At 69.2% G+C, this 19070-nt stretch carries 18 protein-coding genes; 14 read left to right on the top strand and 4 right to left on the bottom strand.

Features of this window, described 5'->3' with window-relative positions; translation table 11 throughout:
* The first annotated feature begins 698 nt into the window (after window positions 1-698).
* Window positions 699-1583, top strand: coding sequence for a replication-relaxation family protein (locus tag CRP56_RS44870; RefSeq protein ID WP_097275711.1), 885 nt, complete (start codon window positions 699-701; stop codon window positions 1581-1583).
* A gap of 151 nt (window positions 1584-1734) precedes the next feature.
* On the opposite strand, the gene CRP56_RS44865 is transcribed toward CRP56_RS44870, so the two are convergent.
* From CRP56_RS44865 to CRP56_RS44845, 4 genes are all read right to left on the bottom strand, one after another.
* The gene (locus CRP56_RS44865) at window positions 1735-2631 is read right to left on the bottom strand and encodes an ATP/GTP-binding protein (RefSeq protein ID WP_097275709.1); all 897 of its coding nucleotides are present in this window, start codon (window positions 2629-2631) and stop codon (window positions 1735-1737) included.
* The gene (locus tag CRP56_RS44860) at window positions 2625-3173 is read right to left on the bottom strand and encodes a hypothetical protein (RefSeq protein ID WP_097275706.1); all 549 of its coding nucleotides are present in this window, start codon (window positions 3171-3173) and stop codon (window positions 2625-2627) included. The genes CRP56_RS44865 and CRP56_RS44860 overlap by 7 nt, the downstream gene beginning before the upstream one ends.
* Window positions 3174-4105: 932 nt before the next feature.
* Window positions 4106-4591, bottom strand: a complete 486-nt coding sequence (locus CRP56_RS44850; protein ID WP_097275799.1) for a TrmO family methyltransferase domain-containing protein — start codon at window positions 4589-4591, stop codon at window positions 4106-4108.
* Between the two features lie 75 nt (window positions 4592-4666).
* Window positions 4667-6052, bottom strand: a complete 1386-nt coding sequence (locus tag CRP56_RS44845) for a Tat pathway signal protein (protein WP_257042339.1) — start codon at window positions 6050-6052, stop codon at window positions 4667-4669.
* 275 nt (window positions 6053-6327) lie between these two features.
* Here CRP56_RS44845 and CRP56_RS44840 point away from each other — a divergent pair, with 275 nt between their 5' ends.
* From CRP56_RS44840 to CRP56_RS44780, 13 genes are all read left to right on the top strand, one after another.
* Entirely contained in the window at window positions 6328-6816 is a 489-nt protein-coding gene (locus CRP56_RS44840; protein ID WP_097275700.1) for an ATP-binding protein, read from the top strand.
* Window positions 6817-6946: 130 nt separating this feature from the next.
* A complete protein-coding gene (locus tag CRP56_RS44835; RefSeq protein ID WP_257042337.1) occupies window positions 6947-7573 on the top strand; it encodes an HAD family hydrolase in 627 nt (208 codons plus the stop codon).
* Between the two features lie 152 nt (window positions 7574-7725).
* On the top strand, window positions 7726-9417 hold the full coding sequence (locus CRP56_RS44830; protein WP_257042336.1) for a hypothetical protein: 1692 nt from the start codon (window positions 7726-7728) through the stop codon (window positions 9415-9417).
* Window positions 9414-10373 (top strand): thymidylate synthase, encoded by a 960-nt coding sequence (locus CRP56_RS44825; protein WP_097275696.1) that lies wholly within the window; start codon window positions 9414-9416, stop codon window positions 10371-10373. The genes CRP56_RS44830 and CRP56_RS44825 overlap by 4 nt, the downstream gene beginning before the upstream one ends.
* Window positions 10374-10381: 8 nt before the next feature.
* Entirely contained in the window at window positions 10382-12100 is a 1719-nt protein-coding gene (locus CRP56_RS44820) for a carbamoyltransferase family protein (RefSeq protein ID WP_097275694.1), read from the top strand.
* The gene (locus tag CRP56_RS44815) at window positions 12097-13155 is read left to right on the top strand and encodes a glycosyltransferase family protein (protein WP_179851397.1); all 1059 of its coding nucleotides are present in this window, start codon (window positions 12097-12099) and stop codon (window positions 13153-13155) included. The genes CRP56_RS44820 and CRP56_RS44815 overlap by 4 nt, the downstream gene beginning before the upstream one ends.
* A gap of 96 nt (window positions 13156-13251) precedes the next feature.
* Window positions 13252-13764: a topology modulation protein gene (locus CRP56_RS44810; protein WP_097275690.1), complete on the top strand. Its 513-nt coding sequence runs from the start codon at window positions 13252-13254 to the stop codon at window positions 13762-13764.
* Between the two features lie 31 nt (window positions 13765-13795).
* Window positions 13796-14641 (top strand): class I SAM-dependent methyltransferase, encoded by an 846-nt coding sequence (locus CRP56_RS44805; RefSeq protein ID WP_097275688.1) that lies wholly within the window; start codon window positions 13796-13798, stop codon window positions 14639-14641.
* Window positions 14638-15396 carry a phosphotransferase gene (locus tag CRP56_RS44800; protein WP_097275686.1) on the top strand — a complete coding sequence of 253 codons (759 nt, stop codon included), beginning with the start codon at window positions 14638-14640 and terminating at the stop codon, window positions 15394-15396. The genes CRP56_RS44805 and CRP56_RS44800 overlap by 4 nt, the downstream gene beginning before the upstream one ends.
* A 2-nt stretch (window positions 15397-15398) precedes the next feature.
* Entirely contained in the window at window positions 15399-16055 is a 657-nt protein-coding gene (locus CRP56_RS44795; RefSeq protein WP_097275684.1) for a histidine phosphatase family protein, read from the top strand.
* Window positions 16052-16888 (top strand): phosphotransferase, encoded by an 837-nt coding sequence (locus CRP56_RS44790; protein WP_097275682.1) that lies wholly within the window; start codon window positions 16052-16054, stop codon window positions 16886-16888. The genes CRP56_RS44795 and CRP56_RS44790 overlap by 4 nt, the downstream gene beginning before the upstream one ends.
* Before the next feature lie 32 nt (window positions 16889-16920).
* Window positions 16921-17922 carry an NAD-dependent epimerase/dehydratase family protein gene (locus CRP56_RS44785; RefSeq protein WP_257042334.1) on the top strand — a complete coding sequence of 334 codons (1002 nt, stop codon included), beginning with the start codon at window positions 16921-16923 and terminating at the stop codon, window positions 17920-17922.
* Window positions 17923-17948: 26 nt separating this feature from the next.
* The gene (locus tag CRP56_RS44780) at window positions 17949-19070 is read left to right on the top strand and encodes an adenosylhomocysteinase (RefSeq protein WP_097275680.1); all 1122 of its coding nucleotides are present in this window, start codon (window positions 17949-17951) and stop codon (window positions 19068-19070) included.

Raw genomic sequence — 19070 nt, 5'->3', positions numbered from 1 at the left:
GGTCGGCAAACCCGGTCCGGAAATCCCCGCCAGCAGTGCTTCCCTCAAAGAAGCACTTTCTATCTTAGGTGATGTTTCAGCGGCGCAGGGACGGTGCTGCTTGCTCGCGCCAGGTGATCTGCTGGGGCTGCGTTGCGCCCGGCCGAGCGCCGGCGCCTGACGGGTCCACGCTGGGAGCGCATCGATTGCGCTTCACGATGAACCGTCAAGCGGACGGAGCCTGGGGCGCGGCCGGATAGGGAAGCGCTCTTGGCGGGGAGGTTCAGCGGCGCGCCCTGCTGCGCCGGCTGCGTCCGGTGTCGAGCGCGGAGGCTCCGCCGACGCGCAACGAGAAGAGGACGGCGCCCTGATCCCCCGAGGCGCGCCCGCTCCCGTCCCCGCCCTTCCCTTTCCCTTTGTCCTTGTTCGTTCGGGGCGTGGGGGTGTGCAGAGGGGGATGTCGGGCTGCAGACCACGGCTGGTCAGGGTGGTGAGCTGCGGATACACCGTCAGGCCCGGTAGTGGCGCGGGCAGTTGTCGGCGGGGTTGTGGGAGGGGTTTGTGGTCGGGGTTATGGGCCCGGTTGTGGGAGGGGTTATCGCATCGTGACCGTGGTCGGGCTTTCGTGGTCGGTGGTCTGGTCGGAGGTGACTGCTGCCGTGGGTTCCGCACGCGACGCCGGACTCGGGGGGCGTCGCCATCGAAGTGGAGGCGCGGGGATGTTGGATGTGGATGCTGGCAGCGGCGATCGGCTGGCGCTGGCGGTACTGGCGCAGTATCGGATGGCGACAACCGAGCAGATGCATGTGTTGATCGCGCCGGATGTGCGGATCGAGCAGACCCGCCGTCGGTTGGTGAAGTTGAGCAAGGAAGGCCTCGTGGACCGGATCACGCTGCCTCGGGCGGGCCGTACCCGTGTCTGGTTCCTCACCGACTATGGCGCCGAGATCGCCTCGGAGTGGCCGGAGCTGCGTGAGTGGAAGTCGGCGAAGCTGGGTGCCGACCGCACCGCTGCCCGGCTGAAGGCCGCACACACGCTCACCGTCACGCAGACCGGGCTGGCGTTCGTCCAGGACGCCCGCCGCCGCGGGGGTGTGTGCCGGCCGCTGGACTGGATCCCGGAGGCGTACCAGCCGCTTGGTGGTGGGGAGGGGGTGATACCGGATGCGCTGCTCTACTACCGCATCGATCGAGACAGGAATGAGGACTGGCCGATGCTGCGCGCGTTCGTCGAGGTCGACCGAGCCACCATGGGCCCGGAACGCCTCGCTGCGAAAATTCACACCTATCAGCGGCTGTTTGAGTACGTGCCGGTGTCTGTGGGCCGGTCCCGGGCCGGGCAGGAGCCGCCGGAGGAGGGCTGGCAGCGCCGCTACCGCGTGTTCCCGCGGCTGCTGTTCGTCCTGGATGGCACCGGCCCCGCAGGCGTCGAGAACCGCGTCAGCGCCCTCGCCGCCGGGGCCGCAGTGGCCCGGCCTGCCTTCCGTGCCGAGGTGCCGATGCTGGCCGCCTCCCTGACCGACATCCTGCGAGACGGGCCCTCCGCGCCCGTCTGGCGGCCCCTTAACGCCCCGGAGCAGCGGGTCAGCTGGCACGTGAAGTGAGTGGCTGGGCGCCCACCGCCGCCCGGCGGGGCGCCCAGTCGTGCCGCGTCTGCTGCCTGGTGGCCCAACCCCGCGCCTTCGCGACAACCGCCCCCCGGCCCCGTTCGAGACCCCGGGGCGGGCGGCGGGGACCGTGCCTGGCGGATCGGGTTCAGGAGGTGAGTGCTTGGGCCTCGCCGACGGCGATGGTCTGGTCTGTGGTACGGGTCTCGGTCCACTCGCCTTGGTCGGCGATGGCGCCTTCGGCTTGCCAGGTGATGGTCCAGGTGGACGTCGCGGTCACGGTGTATCGGTGGGAGGGGGTGCTGCTCGAGGGCCGCTGGTAGAGGTGACCGCAGTCCGGAGATGCTGCCTTGCCCTGGGAGGGCTGGTAGCGGGTTCCTGGGCCGTGACAGACCACGGGGGTCTGGCCGTCGCCCATGTCCCAGCGGATGGAGGTCACTTCGGCGGTCGCGGTGACGGTCACGGCGCCTGCGGTGGCCGTGGCGGTAGCCGGACCGTAGGTGGTCTCGGTGGGCTCCACCCACATCCAGGTCGGCATCCCCACCAGGTAGACGCCTGCGGGGCGAGGGCTGGCGATCTTCGGGCCGGTGAGTTTCATGGAGTCGACCGCCTGCGCGGCGAGGACCTCGGGGTCGATGGCGGGTGCGGCGGGGGCCTGCTCGCCGTCGAGGATCCACACCACGCCGATGCGGCCGGTGTCGGGGCACAGCACCTGGTAGGCGGCTCCTGGCCCCTGTGCCAGACCGTCTTTCACCGCCTGGTTGGTGGCCGGGGGCTGCGGATCGAGTTTGGTGTACGTGCACTTCGGCGTCCCACCGCCCCCGCCCGCCCTGCTGTTGTCTGTGCCGGTGTCGGCGGGGGCTGCGCCGGTGCTGCCAGGCTGTGCAGCGTTGTCGGAGGCGCACACTGTGACCACCACGACCGAGGTCCCGCAGTCAGGGTCGGCGCCCGGCCCGTCCGCCGCCGTGGCCGGTGTGGTCAAAGCCGTGGTGTATCCGAGTAAGAGCGCGGCCGCGCCGGCCGCGGCGGCGGTGCGGGTCAGCATGTGCGGTCTCCGTGCGGGGTGTAGTCGGTCACCATCCATCGCCCCTGCCAGCGCTGCACGGTCGCGGTGGCCTGGTAGCGCAGCGGCTGCGCGGTCGGTAGCGGCAGTACGTCCCCGGTCTTGACGCGTTTGGTCTCCCAGCGGGACAGATCCAGGCAGTCCGTCACCGTCGCGGTGGGCTGCGCGGCTTTGAGGTCCAGCTGGCTCACCGCCGGGGTGTGGCCGAGCTCGCCGGTCACGACGGTGCCGGCCTTCTTCATGTGGGCCAGGTCCAGGCGGAAGGTGCCCAGCGCGTCCAGGGAGGCGTAGCGGGCCAGGTCGGTGCCCTTGTCGGAGGCCTTGCGGTAGGCCTTCATCTGTTCCTCCCACATGCGGCCGTAGGTGGTCAGCACGGCCTTCTTCGCGGCCGCGTCCGGCGCGGCGGCCGGCGACGCGGAGTCCGCGCCGGGCCCGGCGGTCGTGGGAGCGGGCTTCGGGGAGCTCCCGGCGTCGCCGCGATCGCCGTCGTCGCTGCTGCATCCCGCAAGAACTGTGGCGAGCATGAGTACGCACGCGCAAAGAGTGTGGGCGTGTGGTCGGGCCATCGTGCGCATGGATCCCCCTGTGTGCCAGCTACGCGGTGATCGTCACCGTAGCCGCTCACGCCCCCTTGGCCACAAGGAGATTCAACGCCAATCCCTGACCCGACCAGGGCTTACGCCACCCCCGACCACAGACCCGACCACGGCCCTGCCGACCCCGACCACCGACCAGACCATGCAGGTCACCGACTTGTGCAGTCGTCACGGCCGAAAGGCTGAGCACGTCGGCTGGTCACTGCGCAGCGCACGAAGCCAGCCACCCCCCTCATTGCGCAGACTGCGCACCGCCCCCACCGCCGGGCCTCTACGACGCACATGCGCAAGAGAGGCTATGCAGCAGTCGCAACAGCGAATGCGCAGCCCCCACAGCCACTGCGCAACAGCCCGCGGCCTGCAGTGCGCAGGCCCACCCGACGCCACACGCGCCATCGGGTGGGGCGGCTAACGGGATGGACGAATCGTGCCGCCCGCTCCGCGCAGCGCCAGCGGACGTGAGAGATGAACATGCCGGTCAATACCAGAGTCGGTTTCCGCATGTTGACTGTGGACTGGAGCTTTCCAGTTCCGCCTCATGGCCTGGCCCTGGCCGACTGTCAGACGGTCGAGACCCGTCTCACGGATTGTCTCCACCAGCAGGACCGAACCTGCCTGCGAGACCACCTGCCGGACGTCCCTCCGGACACGGACACGAGGGTAGGACGCGATAATCTCTCTCACCTGGAAAGTGCTCCTTTCCTTGCAGCTAACAGGACCCCCAGAAGGTCCTATCGTTGCAGTTCAGGCACACTTTCCGCGTCTGATCAGGTCTTGGACAGCCCACCTCGTGAAAGCGCGCGGCTAGTGGGCGTTGCGTCGCACAATTGATCAACTCCGGTCCCATCGATACCGCAGTCTCAGCGTTCGGAAGCGTCTCGCCAGTAGTCCGTCAGCATCTCGCTCGGCCAAGAAGGCTGCGTGACAGGGCCGCGAGGAAGCATCTCCTCGAACACCGCCACCAGGTCCACCACCTCCGTGCCCTCATCTGCATCGAGATCGGTCACATGCAGATCGCGCCCATCAACACGGAGAAGCCGAGGAAAGGATGTCGCGAGCCGAGCTGGCCGGCGGTGGTTGTGGTGCACGAAGGTCCCGGTCGCCGGCCACTCCGGATTGTCCCGCGGGCTGCGGGCATGCAGGGCTACGTCGTCAGGCGACCCGAAGTTGAAGAACCAGGTGACCTGGAGGTGCGAGAACTCCTCAATGCCCTGCAGGGTCTCCACGGGGTAGTCCGGCCGCAACCGAATGATGGATTCGACGCCGCCCTTGAAGTCGTCGAGTTTCCCGGAGTGGCCTCCAACGACGGTGGCGATCACAGGCACTTCGATGGACTTTGCGGGCACGACTTTCCCCTTCTCGGTTTCGAGCAGAGCGGGAGGCACGGCTGCACCGTGCTCGTCCTCGCCACCACGGCGCCGTCAGGCTACTCGTTCGAGTACGGCCTTCGCTCGCTCGTCGATCTCCAATGCCGCGTGGATCCCGCGGTTCCGGAAGGGAGACAACACCCTGCGCATGTTCACGACGGCCTCACGTGCTCGTCCCGACTGGACGCCTTCCATTGCGTCGAGTGCCTGTGCCCAGGTGTGGCAGGCTACCTCGACGTTGCCCTGCTTGGCCTGGACGGTGCCCATGTAGCCCAGTGTCACTGCGTGGGTGCGGCTGAACGTGTCAGCCTTCCTTGTCAGCACGCTGTTGTTGAACTCGCGGAGCGCTCCTTCGAGATCGCCGAGGGTCCACAGCGTGCGTGCCGTCTCATGAGCCAGCGAGGCTTGTTGGAAGAACCACACCCGGTGGGGATCTTCGTCTCCGGGCTGTGCCGCAGCGAGGTCCTCCTCAGCGCGGAGGAGGGCCGCGACCGCCGCGCGCCTCTGTCCGTCGGTCGCGAGGCTCCGTGCCTGCACGACACCGAGCAGCGCGCGCTCTCGGGGCGTGGCCAGGGTGTACCGCTTTCGGTCCACAGAGGCCGCCGCGAGTCTCACTCCTGCCCTGGGATGGCCCAAGTCGGTTGCCTGATGGGCCATGGCACGCAAAATGTGGCCCGCCAGCGGGGCTTCGTCGGCTTCGGCAGCGAGCTTCAGGGCAAGGGTGAAGTAGCGGCGCGCTGCCTCGTGTTGAGAGGCATCGAAGCTCATCCATGCAGCCACGTACACGGCTTCGGAGGCGGCAGCGAGAAGGTCTCGACGTGTCTCTTCGCTTGTGAAGACCCCACCCACGTATCCGGCGACGTCGTCGAGGATGTACTGCCGCAGGGCTGTGCGGCCGTCCATCCCGCCGTGTCGTTGGTCTCGCTTGGAGAAGAACTCGGTCATCTCGCGGACGGCGGAGACCTCGCTTGCGCCGATCCGACGGCTTGTTGCTGCTGGACGGGATCTGGCTTGTTGTGGGGCGTCGTCCCACCACTGCTGTCCGGGCAGCACCAGGCCACCTACCGAGTAGGCGGCGCCGGCCAGCAGTTGGCGGCGTTCCAAGTCCACGTCGCTTCTCCCGAGATCCACCAGCGCGGTCAGCGTATCGACGTGCCACTCGGATGCTGGGTCGGGGTCGCCGGGCGATGCCGAAAGCCCAATTTCCGCCAGGGTGATCGGGCGTTGCAGCCGTCGAGACAACGTCTCACACAAGATACGGGGTGCCCTGCCGCTGGGACGGGTGCCAGAGATCCACATCGCGATATGCGAACGGCTCGTGGCCAACAGCTCATCCGCACCCACCTCGGCGGCCACCCTGACCACCGCTGCGGCGAGTTTGGGCTGCGACCAGCCTGTCTCCGCGATCACGGCGGCCAGTTGTTCGTTTCTGTGTGCCATCCGGCGCCCCCGTTCACAAGAGAACGATCTTTGACGGGTTTGACGGCATCGCGGACTGGCCGGGGCTACCAACCCGTGGTCATTCGAGGTTCGCTCAAGGTCCAAGAAACCATCATCTGCCTTTGCCCGGGAGGAAATCCGGTGAAGACCAGCCACACGTCTGGTGCCGACGCCAGGACTTATCCCGGCGCTTCGACCACCGCTACGGCGGTCGCGGGGGCGTTGGAGGGCTGGGAACCACTGCCTGCCCAGGGACGTGCTGTCAGGAGCCGGGCATGAATCAGCCTCAGGTCCGCGACGACTGCGCCGACACACCGGAGCACCAGAAGAGTCTGACGCTGCCCGCTGACGACAGTGCCCCTCGGATGGCTCGTTCCTTCACCCGGGATGCGCTCAGCGCCTGGGGGCTAGAGGACCTCCTGGACAATGCCGTGCTCATCGTCAGCGAACTCACCACCAACGCCGAGCGGTATGGCCGGGCCTCCCAGGCTCCTGAGAGTGACCGGCCCAAAGGACAGGACGAGCGCGACGAGGAGATCACGCTGACGCTCCTGGTCCAGGCGGATGTGGTGACGATCGAGGTGGAGGACAACTCCCCTCACGTCCCGGTTGAGCGGGCTGCCGACGAAGACGCGATCAACGGGCGTGGCCTCCACCTCGTGTCGGCGATGGCCGACAGCTGGACTACCTGCCCCACCGAAGACGGAACCGGCAAGCGGGTGTTCGCCTTCATCAAGCGCCCCGAGCCGACTCCCGCTACCTGAACCTCGCCATCCCCTGTCCTCATTGGAGACCCTCGCCGTGCCCCCTCAATTACGTCCGTCTGCGTCGTCCCCTGTAACGGGGAGCAAGGCCGCCTCAGGCTCCGAGCCACCGCGTAGCCTCCTCTTCGATTTGGACGGCGTCCTCGTCCACACGCTTCCCGTGATGGAGAGCGCGTGGCACGCGGTGCAGGAAGCTCACGGTCTCGACGTGCCGTTCGCGGAGTACCGGGAGCACCTCGGCCGCCCCTTCGACGTCATCATGGAATGTCTCGGCCTGCTCAACGCCGAGGCGATTCACCGGACATACACGGAAGCGTCAACGGCCGCGGCACACCTGGCCCGAGGGTTCGATGGCATCACGGACGTGCTCCTCACCGCCGCTGACGCCGGCTGGTCGCTTGGGGTCGTTACGTCCAAGCCGTTGCTCCAGGCAAAGCCTCTTCTGGCGGAGCTGGGCTGCCAGTTCGCCGCGGTCCGAGGGCCCGACAGCCAGCGGCGGGGCAAGCCGGCGCCGGATCCCATCCTGCTCGCCTTGGTCGACCTCGGCGTAGACCCAGCCAACGCCACCTACGTGGGCGATATGGCGGTCGACCAGGAAGCCGCCTGCCGAGCCGGCGTCCCCTACATCCACGCGGGATGGGGCTACGGCCGCCCCATCGGTCCGTCACCCGTCGTCGCCGACTCGCCCAGGGAACTGTTGCACCTCCTTGGCATCGTCACCCCTGCGGCACCGTTCGTCGAAGGGGGGCTGCTGTGAGGGCAGTTGGACCAGCTGCGCTCGGCCTCGTCCGGACCGGCGGCGCTGACCAGCCGGTGTGGGCCTTGGTGGGAGAGGGCGCGCTCACACACCGTCGGGAGGAGCAGATCTCCGTACGAGACCTGGAGGCTGTACCTCTGGGCTCGGGCGAGGTGGACGAGCACGTCGAACGGGTCATGGACGCCCTGGAAGCCCACTGTGCGCATCTGTCGGCGACGCCGGGCGGCGCAGGATGGCTCTACCTGCAGCATGTCCCGGTCCGGCGTCTGGTGACGCAGCTGGTGCGCAAGCTGATGGCGCTCAGTGCCTGGGAGCCGTTCGAGACGGCCCCCGGACCGATTGCTCTCGTGCCGTATCAGGGGCTCGTCGGTGTGCGGTCGACCAGTTCGCGGGAGTACCGGTCCTACACCGTCAGCTGGTCCGGTGTGGCCTTCGTACTGGGTGCGCCGGCCCCGCACAACCCGCTGCGATCCGCACCGTTGCGCACCCTTCCCGCACCTCAGGTGGGACCCGGTGAACCGTCGGCTTCCGTGGGCCTGGGCTGTGACGTGGTGGCGGTGTCCTGGTCGTCTCGGCACGCGGCCACGTTGCTCCCCGTGCTCGACGCGCTTGCGCGTGAGGGGCAGCGGAGCCTGCTGATCGATCTCGCCACCGATGCGGCGGAGCGGAGTCCGGCTCCAGATTCCGAGGCAGTGGCGCTGTGCTCGCCGTCCCCTGATCTGTTCGGGCTCGACGGTGCCGTGGAAGGGCTGCGGTCGCAGGAGGACGGCGCCGTCGTTCGGGTGAGGGAGCACACGGTCCTGCTGGGCCGGCTGGTCCGGCTCCTTTCTGCGGTGCTGGAGACGAGCGGGGGGTGCACCCAGCCCTCGTGGAACTCCGTTGTGGCAGCGGAAGCCTGGCTGGACGACATCCTTGCCGCGGCCCGGCCGCACACGATGCTGGTCAGCAACGACACCAGTCCGCTGGGAGCGCTCGCCGTGCACGCGGCCGAGCGGCACGGCGTCACGACGGTGCACGTTCAGCACGGTGCGTGGACCGCCGAGTCGGTCGCGTGGCCCACCCTGCACAGCCGGCACATCGTCGTCATGGGGGAACGCGACGTCGCCCTCGCGCACACTTGGGCACAGCATCCCGACGCCGAGGTGCACGTCCTGGGCCAGCCCCGTTTCGACGGCCTGGCGCATCTCGACCGTGAGGCCCAACGGCGCTATCTGGCACAGCTGATGGAGACCGCCACGGGCAGCGAGCCCGCCCGGATCCTCGTGTGGGCCTGCCAGCCCCTCGGCCCTGACCGCCTGCGCGCCCAGACTGACCTGCTCATGGACGGTCTCCGTGACGCCGAGGGCGACTGGGGACTGGTCATCGCCCCTCACCCCGCGCAGGGCGCCGACGCGTTCTCCAGCCTGCCCCGGAACGATGACGGGCCGCTCGTGGCCGTGGCCGACCCGCACGTGGGTGCACGGGGGTGCTTGGCCGGTGCCGATGCTCTGGCGAGCGCGTACTCGACGTGCGGTATCGAGGCGGCGCTTGTGAACGTGCCGGTCCTCGAAATCGGTGCGGCCGGCGAGCGCACGCTCGGGCTGGCCGACCACGGCCTCGCCTCGCGCTGTACCAATGCCGACGCGGTCGCTGGCGCCCTCTCCTTGCTGGCCCGCACGGACCAGCCCCTGTCTCGGCCGGTGCCGGACGCGGTGTGCCGGTGGCGCGGCCACAGCGCCAGCGACATCGCGCACCTCATCCTCAGCCGCGCCCACAGTTCTACGGCAGGCCCCCATCCCGTCCACCACGATGTCCCGGGCGCTGATCATGCGCAGGCGCGGGGCGAAGGAGTCCGTACCCGATGACCCAGTTGACCGGCGACAGCGTGGCGGAACTCTTCGCCGGGGCCGTCACTCTGGCCAAGGCCGGGGAGAAGGTGGCCCCTCGCGGTATGGCCACCCGCGAAGTCCTCGATGTCCACATGCGGTTGACGCAGCCCCGGGCTCGTCTGCTGCACGCGCCCCCGGCCCGGATCCTCAACCCGGCGTTCGCGGTGGCGGAGACCGTCTGGCACCTGTCCGGGTCGGACGACCCGTGGATCTTCGACTACAACGCCCGGCTGCGGCGGTACGCGGATGACGGCGTCCTGCGGGGCGCGTACGGACCCCGGATGCGGCACTGGGCGGGCCGTGTGGACCAGCTGTACCGCGTCGTCGACATTCTCAAGGAGGACGCCGACTCCCGCCGGGCTCTGATCCAGCTGTACGACCCGGCCCTGGATTCCGCCGGGCACAAGGATGTGCCGTGCACGCTCGGCTTCGCCTTCCGCCTGCGCGCCGGCCGCCTGCACATGACGACCACGATGCGCGGCCAGGACGTGTGGATCGGCATGCCCTACGACCTGTTCTTCTACACCGTCCTGCACGAGCTGGTGGCCGGATGGCTCGGCGCCGACCTCGGCGACTTCCACCACCAGGTGGGCTCCCTGCACATCTACGACAACCACCTGGATGACGCCGAGCAGCTCACCTCGCTCGCCGCGAGCGAGATCATGCCCGACCTGACTACGCCGTGGGACGGCTTCGACCAGCTGCTCCGGCACGTCCAAGCCGGAGAACTGACGGGGCATCCGGGCTGGGACGCCATGTCCGAGACGATGGACAGCTACCGGTGGTGGAGGAACGGCGCGTATGGCGAGGCGTGGCGGCAGGCAGGCCGCGTTGGCGGCCCGCTCGGTCAGGCATTGACGTCCTGGTACAGCGAGTTGGAGCGCCGCGCCGGATCCCAGTCGTCCGCCGACGCGGCAGCAGGGGTCAGGTGAGCTGCGCCATGGATCACCTTCCGTCCGTCATCCTTGGCCTGTGCTCCTACACCCATGACTCGGCCGCAGCCCTGCTGGTCGACGGGGACCTGGTCGGATTCGTCGAGGAAGAGCGCCTGTCCGAGGACAAGCACACCAAGGCGTATCCGCGCCATGCCGTCGCATGGCTACTGAAGGAGGCCGGGCTCACCGCCGGCGACGTCGACGCGGTCGCCTACAACTTCCAGCCCTCCCGCTACCTCGCCGAGTCCCCGCTCGCACTGCGCCTGGTCCTGGAGGTGACGACCCGCGAGCGGGCGCTGCCCAGGGCCCACGGCTTCGCCAAGGTGGCATGGCGCACCCAGCACCGCGTCCACACCCTCGGCCGGATGTTCCCCTCCGCCCGCATCACACCGGTTCTGCACCACCGGGCTCATCAGATGGCCGCCTTCGCCGCGTCCGGCTGGGCGGAATCCGCAGTGCTGGTCGTCGACAGCCTCGGCGAACGGCAGACCACCACCTTCGGCCACGGTCACAGCGCGCTGCGCCCGCACACCCGCATCGTGGAGGCCCTCAACGATCCGGCGTCGCTGGGCTACGTCTACGGCGCGGTCACCGAACACCTGGGGTGGCGCCGCGGGGACGAGGAGGGCACCGTAATGGCCCTCGCCGCACTCGGTGACCCCACGCGGTTCCGGCACCTGTTCGCGCAAGCTGTCCGCACCACACCGACCGGCTTCGTCCTCGACCCGGCCTACTTCCCCCCGCGCACCCTGTCCTCCGGCCATCCCCGGACCTCGCAGCGCTTCATCGCCGAGACGTGCCCCGCGCGCCACCCGCAGGAGCCGATCGCGGACGTGCACCGGGATCTGGCCGCGGCCCTCCAGGAACGCACCGAGAAGGTCATGCTGCACCTGGCCCGGCGAGCCAGGATGATCACCGGTTCCCGCCGCCTGTGTGTCGGGGGCGGAGTCGCCACGAACTGCGTGAGCATCGGCCGGATCATCGAGGCCGGCATCTTCGACGAGGTCTTCGTTCCCCCCGCCCCGGGAGATGCCGGGACGGCGATCGGCGCCGCGCTCGCCCTGCACATGGACAGCGGAAACCGGCGCCCCGTCACCGGCGTCGCCCGCGCCTGCTACCTCGGCCCGTCCTTCGCCGACGAGGCCGTCGACCTCACCCCGTGGCCCGGGCTGCAGCAGAAGATGCTGGGCATCGAGACCGCCGAGTTCCTCGCCGACCAGCTCGCCCACAACATGATCGTCGGCCTGTTCCAGGGCCGGGTGGAAGCCGGCCCCCGCGCCCTGGGGAACCGGTCCATCCTCGCCTCGCCCCTCCAACCGGGAGTGGTGGAGCGGCTGAACGCCACCGTGAAATACCGCGAGCCGTTTCGGCCCTTCGCTCCGATGGTCCTGGCCGAGCGCGCCGCGGAGTTCTTCACGCTCGGCCAGGAGGCGCCCTACATGTCGATGGCCTCCGGCGTGACGGACACCGCGCGCGAGCGGGTGCCCGCCATCGTCCACGCCAACGGCACCGCCCGCCTGCAGACCGTCACCGCCACGCAGAACCCGTTCATGCACCAGGTGCTGACCGCCTTCGCCCGCCGCACCGGCATCCCCGTCCTGATCAATACCTCGCTCAACGTCAAGGGCAAGCCCATCTGCGGGACCCCGGCCATGGCCTTGAACTGCCTGGCCGACTCCGGTCTGGACGCCCTGCTGCTGGAAAGCCGGTGGATCACCAAATGAGAAACCTGACGATCGGATACAGCTTCTGGGGCTTCCTCGGCCACGGCATCACCGACACCCCGGACGGAGGCCGCAGCCACCGCCGCCCCTTCATCGACGCCCTCCGCGCCGCCGGGCACGAGATCGTCTTCCTCCAGGCCAACCGCGACCTGCTGGAAGCCGGCGACCCTCTCGGCGGCACCTACGTCTTCGACAGCGGACTCCCGCAGATCGATGCCCTGTTCCTCGAATGGCGCTGGGCGATCAAGGGACGCAACACGACACCGTGCCACGCCGAGGGCCACACCTGTGACCTGCACCGACAGGCCGAACTCCTCACCCAGTACACCGCGCGGAGCAGGACGCCGACCGTGATCTGGGACAAGGACCGCACACTGCGGCCGGGCAGCATGTGGCGTGCCACCCCGCAGACCGCCGTGTGCGAAGCGGCCCTGGACCCCTCACCGGGCGCCCACCGCCTGCTCTTCCCGATCGACGACCAGCTCCTGGAGTGCGCTGACCCGGCCGCACTCGCCGCCCAGCCGCGTGACCTGGCACTGGCCTATGTCGGCAACCAGTACGACCGCGACGAGCACTTCGACCGCTACTTCGCCCCGGCCGCCGCCCAGGTGGCGCACCTCGTCGGCGGCAAGTGGACCCAGACCAGCCGCTGGCCGCACGTCCGCTTCCTCGGACGCATCCCCTTCCCCGCAGTCCACCGGCTGTACGGCAGGTCCCTGGCCACCGTTCTCCTGCTGCCCGAGCGCTACGCCGCGGTCGGCCAGATGACCCAGCGGATCTTCGAAGCGGTGCTCGCCGGCTGCCTCCCGCTGGCCCCGGCCGACATCCACCGCATTGAGGAGTTCGTGCCCGCCGAGCTGATCGTGTCCTCCGGCCGAGAGGTAGCCGAACGGCTCACCGTGCTCCAGGAGATCGCAGGCAGCCGACAGCACGCGGACCTGATCCGGGCCTGTCTCGACCGCCTGGACCTGTTCCGCCTCAGCCGACAGGTCGACGCGCTGGAAGGCGTACTGGGCACGATCACCCGTGACGCGGCCGGGCAAGGAGCGGCCTGATGCGACAGATCCACCAGGCGAGCATGCCTGGATCACCCGGAGGCGTCCCGGCGGCCGGTCCGCTCAGGCACGCACGCGACTCTAAGCTGGAGCACCATGAAGAAGGTCGCCATCGTCGGCTGCGGAGGCAGCGGCAAGTCCTACTTGGCCCGGGAGCTGGGGAAGATCCTCGACGCCCCGGTGACACATCTGGACGCCGCGTACTTCGACGACGAGTGGAACGCGCTGCCGATGGACGCGTTCGCCGAACTGCAGCGGAAGCTCGTGGCCGAGCCGCGCTGGGTGATCGACGGCAACTACAACTCCACGCTCCAGATCCGGCTGGAGTCCTGCGACACCCTGGTCCTGATGGACGTGCCCACGATTTCCGCGCTGTACGGGATCTTCTCCCGGCAGCTGCGGCACGGAGCCGGTCACAAGGGCAACGGGGTGCACAACCGGATCCACTGGGGTGTGATCAAGTACGTGGCAACGTACCGCCGCAAGATGCGACCCCGCGTCCTGGCCAAGATCGACGAGTTCGCTGCCGGGCGGGCCGACGTCGTGCTACTGACCGGCCGGCGACAGACACGCCGCTGGCTGAACCAGGTGGCCGCCGACCACAGCTGAGCCCTCCGCGCCCCCGAGGGGAGGGCGCGGCATGATCCCGGTCAATCCCTTCCTCGATCCCGCACGGCAGGCCGAACTCTACGGCGATCCCTCGCGCCTGTCCGGCCGGTCCAACGCCCTGATGCGAGCCAAGACCTCCGGTTGGCCCGTGCCGGACACGATCATCCAGCTCGTGAAAGCGCACCATCGGCGAGCCGAGCGTCTCGGCGTGGTCCTGGACATCGGCTGCGGCCGAGGAACGAGCACCAAGGCCCTCGCCGAACTCCTGGCCCCGAGCCGCGTCGTCGGTCTCGACGCCTCATCGGCCCTGATCGAGCAGGCCCGCACCCGCATCCGGCACCTGCCCGGCGTGCAAGTGAGCTTCCTCCAAGGCGACTTCCACCAACTGCCCCTACCCACCGCCTCGTGCGATCTGGCCGTCGCCGCGTTCTGCCTCTACCACTCCGCCTGCCCGCAGACCGCGGTCGCAGAGATCAACCGAGTACTCGACGCCGACGGACTGGCCGTGCTGGTCACCAAGTCCCTCGACAGCTACCGGGAGTTGGACCAGCTGGTCGCCGCCGCCGGCCTCGACCCGCGCGCCGAGCACCGCGAGAGCCTGTACGTTGCCGCACACAGCCACAACGTCACCAGTCTCGCCGCGACGGCCCTCGACGTGGTGACCACCGAGAGCGAAGAGCACCAGTTCACCTTCGACGGTCACGACCACGTCGCGGAGTACGTGGCCACCAACCCGAAGTACCACCTGGCTCCCAGCCTGTACGGCAATCCGCACGCGGTGGCCGCTTTCCTGCACGAGTTCTTGCCGGATCGTCCGCTGACCACCCGCTCCACCATCACCTACGTCGTGGCCAGGCCGGGAGGTGAACCAGTGTGAGGAGCAGGTATTTCACCAAGCACTACACGGACTCCACCCGGGTTTCCGCTGCCGTACGTCACCACTGGTGGCTCGTCGAGCACGCCCTCCCCTTGCGTCTGCCGACGCTGGGGGTGACCGGGCCGTACAGCGTGAGCTACCAATGGATCGAGGGGCGTCCGGCGCGGCCGAAGGACCTGCCCCGCCTGGCGCAACTGCTGGGCAACGCCCACGGCGCCGCCTGGACCAGGGACCTGCATGCGGCCGACCTCTGTGAACCGCATCGCTTCGAGGACGGCACAGCGTTCGCCGACTACGTCACCCCGCGCCGCGCCGCGCTGCAGCGGCGGCTGGAGCAGGGGCACCTGCCCGGCAAGGCCGCCCTGCACGCGATGTGGTCGCTGCTGGACAAGACCGCTGAGGGACCAGCCGTCTTCTACAAGGACAGCAACCCCCGCAACTTCCTCATCACCGAAACCGGCACGGTGTTCACCATCGACACCGACGACCTCACCCTGGCCCCGCCGGCGTACGACCTGGCGAAGCTGGTCACGACGCTCGTGATGACCTACGGGCCGCTGCGGCCCACCGCCATCGACGCCGCCCTGGTCCTCTACAACGAGGCCGCCGCGCGCCACAACGTACGGCTCGGTGGCACGGACCGCGACCGCCTCGACGACTTTCTCGCCCTGCACGCCGTACTGACCGCCCCGTACCTGGGGCGCCACGGCTACCTCCACAGCTGGCCTGCCGACTTCCCCCGACTCCGAGGCTGATCATGATCACCACCGAACTCGTCTTCGTCCGTCACGGCGAGGCCCAGTGCAATGTCGACGGTCTGGTCGGAGGGCCGCGCACCTGCACCGGGCTGACCAACCGCGGCTACGACCAGGTCGAGCGAGCCGCCCACCGGCTCGCTGCCGAGCACCACCAGCGGCCGTTCGACGCGCTGTACTGCGGACCGCGCCTGCGCCTGATCCAAACCGGTGAGATCTTCAGCCAAGCCCTTCGCCTCCCCCTGTCCACGGACGTACGGCTCGACGGGCCCGTCCACGGCGATGCCGACGGCAAGCCCTGGCCGGAGGTGAAGACAGCCGCGGACGGCGGACCACACGCCCACCCCGACACCCCCTGGGCTTTGGGATCCGACACCTGGAACGGGTACCTCGCCCGAGCCGGCGGCCTCCTGTCGCAGCTGATAGCCGAGCACGAAGGCGACCGCGTCCTGTTCGCCGCACACGGGGAGACCGTGATCGCCGCCCACACCCTGCTCCTGGGCATCCCTCTCGGCGCTCCGGCGGGTTTCACCGTCACCCACGGCTCGATCACCTGCTGGCAGCATCACCGCAACCGGCTGGACCAGACCCGATGGATCCTGGACCGGCACAACGACACCTCGCACCAGCTCCTCCCAGCGACCGAGGAGGCTTCGTGATCACGGCGTTCGTCGATCCGCGCCTCGACCTGGCCCGCCACACGGTCGGAACTGTCCGCGTTCAGCCCGATCCCAGCCTGCCGCCCCGGATACTCCAGTTGGTGGACGGCCGGGGACGCCGCTACTTCGCCAAACAGCACACCGACCGCACCCGGTACGCCCAGGAGGTCAAGGCGTACGGCACCTGGGCACGCCACCTGGCCATCCATGCACCGGAGTTGGTCGGCTGTAACAACGGTACGCACACGCTGCTGGTGACCGCGCTGGCCGGCACCCGGGCCGATGCCGTCGCCCCCGGCTCCCCAGACGAGGAGCGTGCGCATCACGAGGCCGGCCGCGTTCTGCGTCTGCTGCACCAAGCCACCCTCGTCCCGCGCTCCGGCGCCGTCGGCCCCGACCTGGCCGGCCGCCTGGCCCGCTGGATCGACCGGGCCGAGCAGGCCGGCCTCCTCTTCCCCAGCGAGCGCGCAGTCCTGTCCGCACACGAAGAAGTGCTGACGAACACGCTCATGGACAGTGCCGCCTGCCACCTCGACTACCAGCCACGGAACTGGATCCTGGGCGAGGTCTTCGGCCTGTGCGATCTGGAACACATGCGCCGTGACGCCCGGATCAGGGACTTCGCCCGCATGGAGTTCCGCCGCTGGCAGGCAGATCCCCGCCTGCGGGACGCGTTCTATGCCGGATACGGCAGACACCCCACCGACACCGAGCAGCGCCTCCTCGAATCCTTCGGAGCCATCGAGGCCGTCACCGCCCTGGTCCGAGGCCACGAGCAGGACAATCTCGCCCTCCTGACCCACGGCCGCACCGTGCTGGCCCGGCTGCACTAAACCGTCAACATCACCGCTCCTGGAGACTCCCCGTGACACAGCAGCTAAGCCCGCAGCACCCCAACATCCCGCGCCGCGCCGTCGTGACCGGCGTTGCCGGTTTCATCGGCTCCCACCTCGCGCACGCCCTCTCCCAGGCGGGGACCACCGTCATCGGGGTCGACCGCCGCGACCCCGCCACCGACCCGACCGCCGCGGCCAACCTCGCCCAACTCCGGTCGTTCCCGGGCTATGTGCACGTCACCGCCGACCTGATCGGCTGCGCCATCGAGCCCCTCCTGATCGACGCGGACGCCGTCTTCCACCTCGCCGGGATCCCCGGCGTCCGTCCCTCGTGGGGGCCGAAGTTCACCGACTATGTCGCCTCCAACATCATTGCCACCAAACGGCTGTTGGACGCCGCCGCCCGCCAGGGCGTGCCCCGGCTCGTCGTCGCCTCCTCCTCCAGCGTCTACGGCGCAACCGACGGCAGCCACAGCACTGAGAGCGACCACCCACGGCCCGTATCGCCCTACGCCGTCACCAAGCTCGCCGAGGAACAGCTCTGCCTCGCCCACGCCGCCCAACTCCACAACCCCACCAACGTCGTCGCCCTGCGCTACTTCACCGTCTACGGCCCCCGCCAGCGCACCGACATGTTCACCCACCGCGCCCTGCTGGCCGCGCTGACCGGACAGCCGCTGCGCCTGTACGGCGACGGCCACCAGCGCCGGGACTTCACCTACATCAGCGACGCCGTCTCCGCGACCATCGCCGCGGCCACCACCCCCAAGGCAGGCGGAGTGATCAACGTGGGCGGAGGCGCCAACGCCTCCCTCCTCGAAGTCATCGGCATCGCGAGCAGCCTCGCCGGCCGCGACATCGATCTGCACCACGAAAGTCCCCGGCACGGCGACGTCCACATCACCCGCGCCCACCCCGGCCGCGCCCACGAGGTCCTGGGCTGGAAGCCCCAGGTCGACCTCCCTACCGGCATGCGCTCCCACATGGAGTTCCTGGCATCCGAAGCCGCCGTGTACGGCCGAGCCGCCTAATTCGGCGCGGTCAGAAGGGAGTTGCTATGGAGAGTCCTGAGCGAGCACGGCTCGATGCCTTCTTCCGGCACGTCATCGAGCAGTTCCCGGCCGGCGGTCCGGTCACGACGCTCATCGTCACGCACCTGCTCTGCGAGCGACCGGCGTTCCTGCGCGCGATGGCCGCCACCTCGACGATCGCCGCCGTGCTGCCCAAGCCCAAGTCCATCGACCAGCACACCCTCGAAACGGTCCAGGCCCTCTACCCCGTCTACGACCTCAGCCGCGATCTGTTTGCCGACCCGACCCGCGCCCTGGACTACATCGAGGAGAGCGCAGCCGGGCAGGACCTCGTCCTGGCAGACATCGGCGGCTACTTCGCCCCCAGCATCGGCACGCTCGTCGAGAAATTCTCCGGCCGCATCCTGGGCGTGGTGGAGGACACCGAGAACGGACACCAGCGCTACGCGGCCCTCGACCAGCTGGACTGTCCCGTCATCTCGGTGGCCCGCTCACCGCTGAAGGACTGCGAGGACCACCTCGTAGGCAGGTCCATCGTCTTCTCCACCGACGCTCTGGTCCGCGCCCGTGGCGACATCCTGACCAGCCGTAACGCCTGCGTCTTGGGCTTCGGCAAGGTCGGCCGCTCCATCGCGCAGACTCTGCGCGGGCACGACCTGAGGGTCACGGTCTACGACAAGGACCCCATCAGGCGCGTGCAGGCCCGCTCGCACGGCTTCCGTACGACCGCGACCACGACCGAGGCAGTCAGGGACGCCGAACTCGTCCTGTGCGCCACCGGAAACCTCGCCCTGCGCCAGCACGACTTCGAGGCACTGCGCAACGGCGCCTACCTCGCGTCGGTGACCTCGTCGGAGGACGAGCTGGAACTCGCGCCCCTCCATGAGATCTACCAACGCAACCCCGTCGGAGAGCACCTGACGCGCTACGAAGTCACCGGCCACTACTTCTACGTGCTCGCCGCCGGCGGCGCCGTCAACTTCGTCCACGGGGCCGCCGTCGGCACCTACATCCACCTCGTCCAGGCCGAGATCCTCGCGGCCACCGCTGCCCTCACCCACGGCCGCTTCCGGCCCGGCCTGCGCACCATGCCCACCGCCGCCCGCCAGACCATCGCCGGGATCTGGCTCGACCACTTCGACAGGTGA

It is taken from the genome of Streptomyces sp. TLI_55, from assembly GCF_900206255.1.
GTDB lineage: Bacteria > Actinomycetota > Actinomycetes > Streptomycetales > Streptomycetaceae > Streptomyces > Streptomyces aquilus.
The sequence above is the reverse complement of the archived record's forward strand: the minus strand, read 5'-3'. Positions and strand labels throughout refer to the sequence as shown.

Bases quoted from the DNA above. Each gene is read 5' to 3' on its own strand.
- CRP56_RS44815 (WP_179851397.1), top strand. From the start codon at position 12,097: ATGAGAAACCTGACGATCGGATACAGCTTCTGGGGCTTCCTCGGCCAC.
- CRP56_RS44825 (WP_097275696.1), top strand. From the start codon at position 9,414: ATGACCCAGTTGACCGGCGACAGCGTGGCGGAACTCTTCGCCGGGGCC.
- CRP56_RS44780 (WP_097275680.1), top strand. From the start codon at position 17,949: ATGGAGAGTCCTGAGCGAGCACGGCTCGATGCCTTCTTCCGGCACGTC.
- CRP56_RS44860 (WP_097275706.1), bottom strand. From the start codon at position 3,173: ATGCTCGCCACAGTTCTTGCGGGATGCAGCAGCGACGACGGCGATCGC.
- CRP56_RS44865 (WP_097275709.1), bottom strand. From the start codon at position 2,631: ATGCTGACCCGCACCGCCGCCGCGGCCGGCGCGGCCGCGCTCTTACTC.
- CRP56_RS44870 (WP_097275711.1), top strand. From the start codon at position 699: ATGTTGGATGTGGATGCTGGCAGCGGCGATCGGCTGGCGCTGGCGGTA.
- CRP56_RS44845 (WP_257042339.1), bottom strand. From the start codon at position 6,052: ATGGCACACAGAAACGAACAACTGGCCGCCGTGATCGCGGAGACAGGC.
- CRP56_RS44820 (WP_097275694.1), top strand. From the start codon at position 10,382: ATGGATCACCTTCCGTCCGTCATCCTTGGCCTGTGCTCCTACACCCAT.
- CRP56_RS44795 (WP_097275684.1), top strand. From the start codon at position 15,399: ATGATCACCACCGAACTCGTCTTCGTCCGTCACGGCGAGGCCCAGTGC.
- CRP56_RS44805 (WP_097275688.1), top strand. From the start codon at position 13,796: ATGATCCCGGTCAATCCCTTCCTCGATCCCGCACGGCAGGCCGAACTC.
- CRP56_RS44810 (WP_097275690.1), top strand. From the start codon at position 13,252: ATGAAGAAGGTCGCCATCGTCGGCTGCGGAGGCAGCGGCAAGTCCTAC.
- CRP56_RS44840 (WP_097275700.1), top strand. From the start codon at position 6,328: ATGAATCAGCCTCAGGTCCGCGACGACTGCGCCGACACACCGGAGCAC.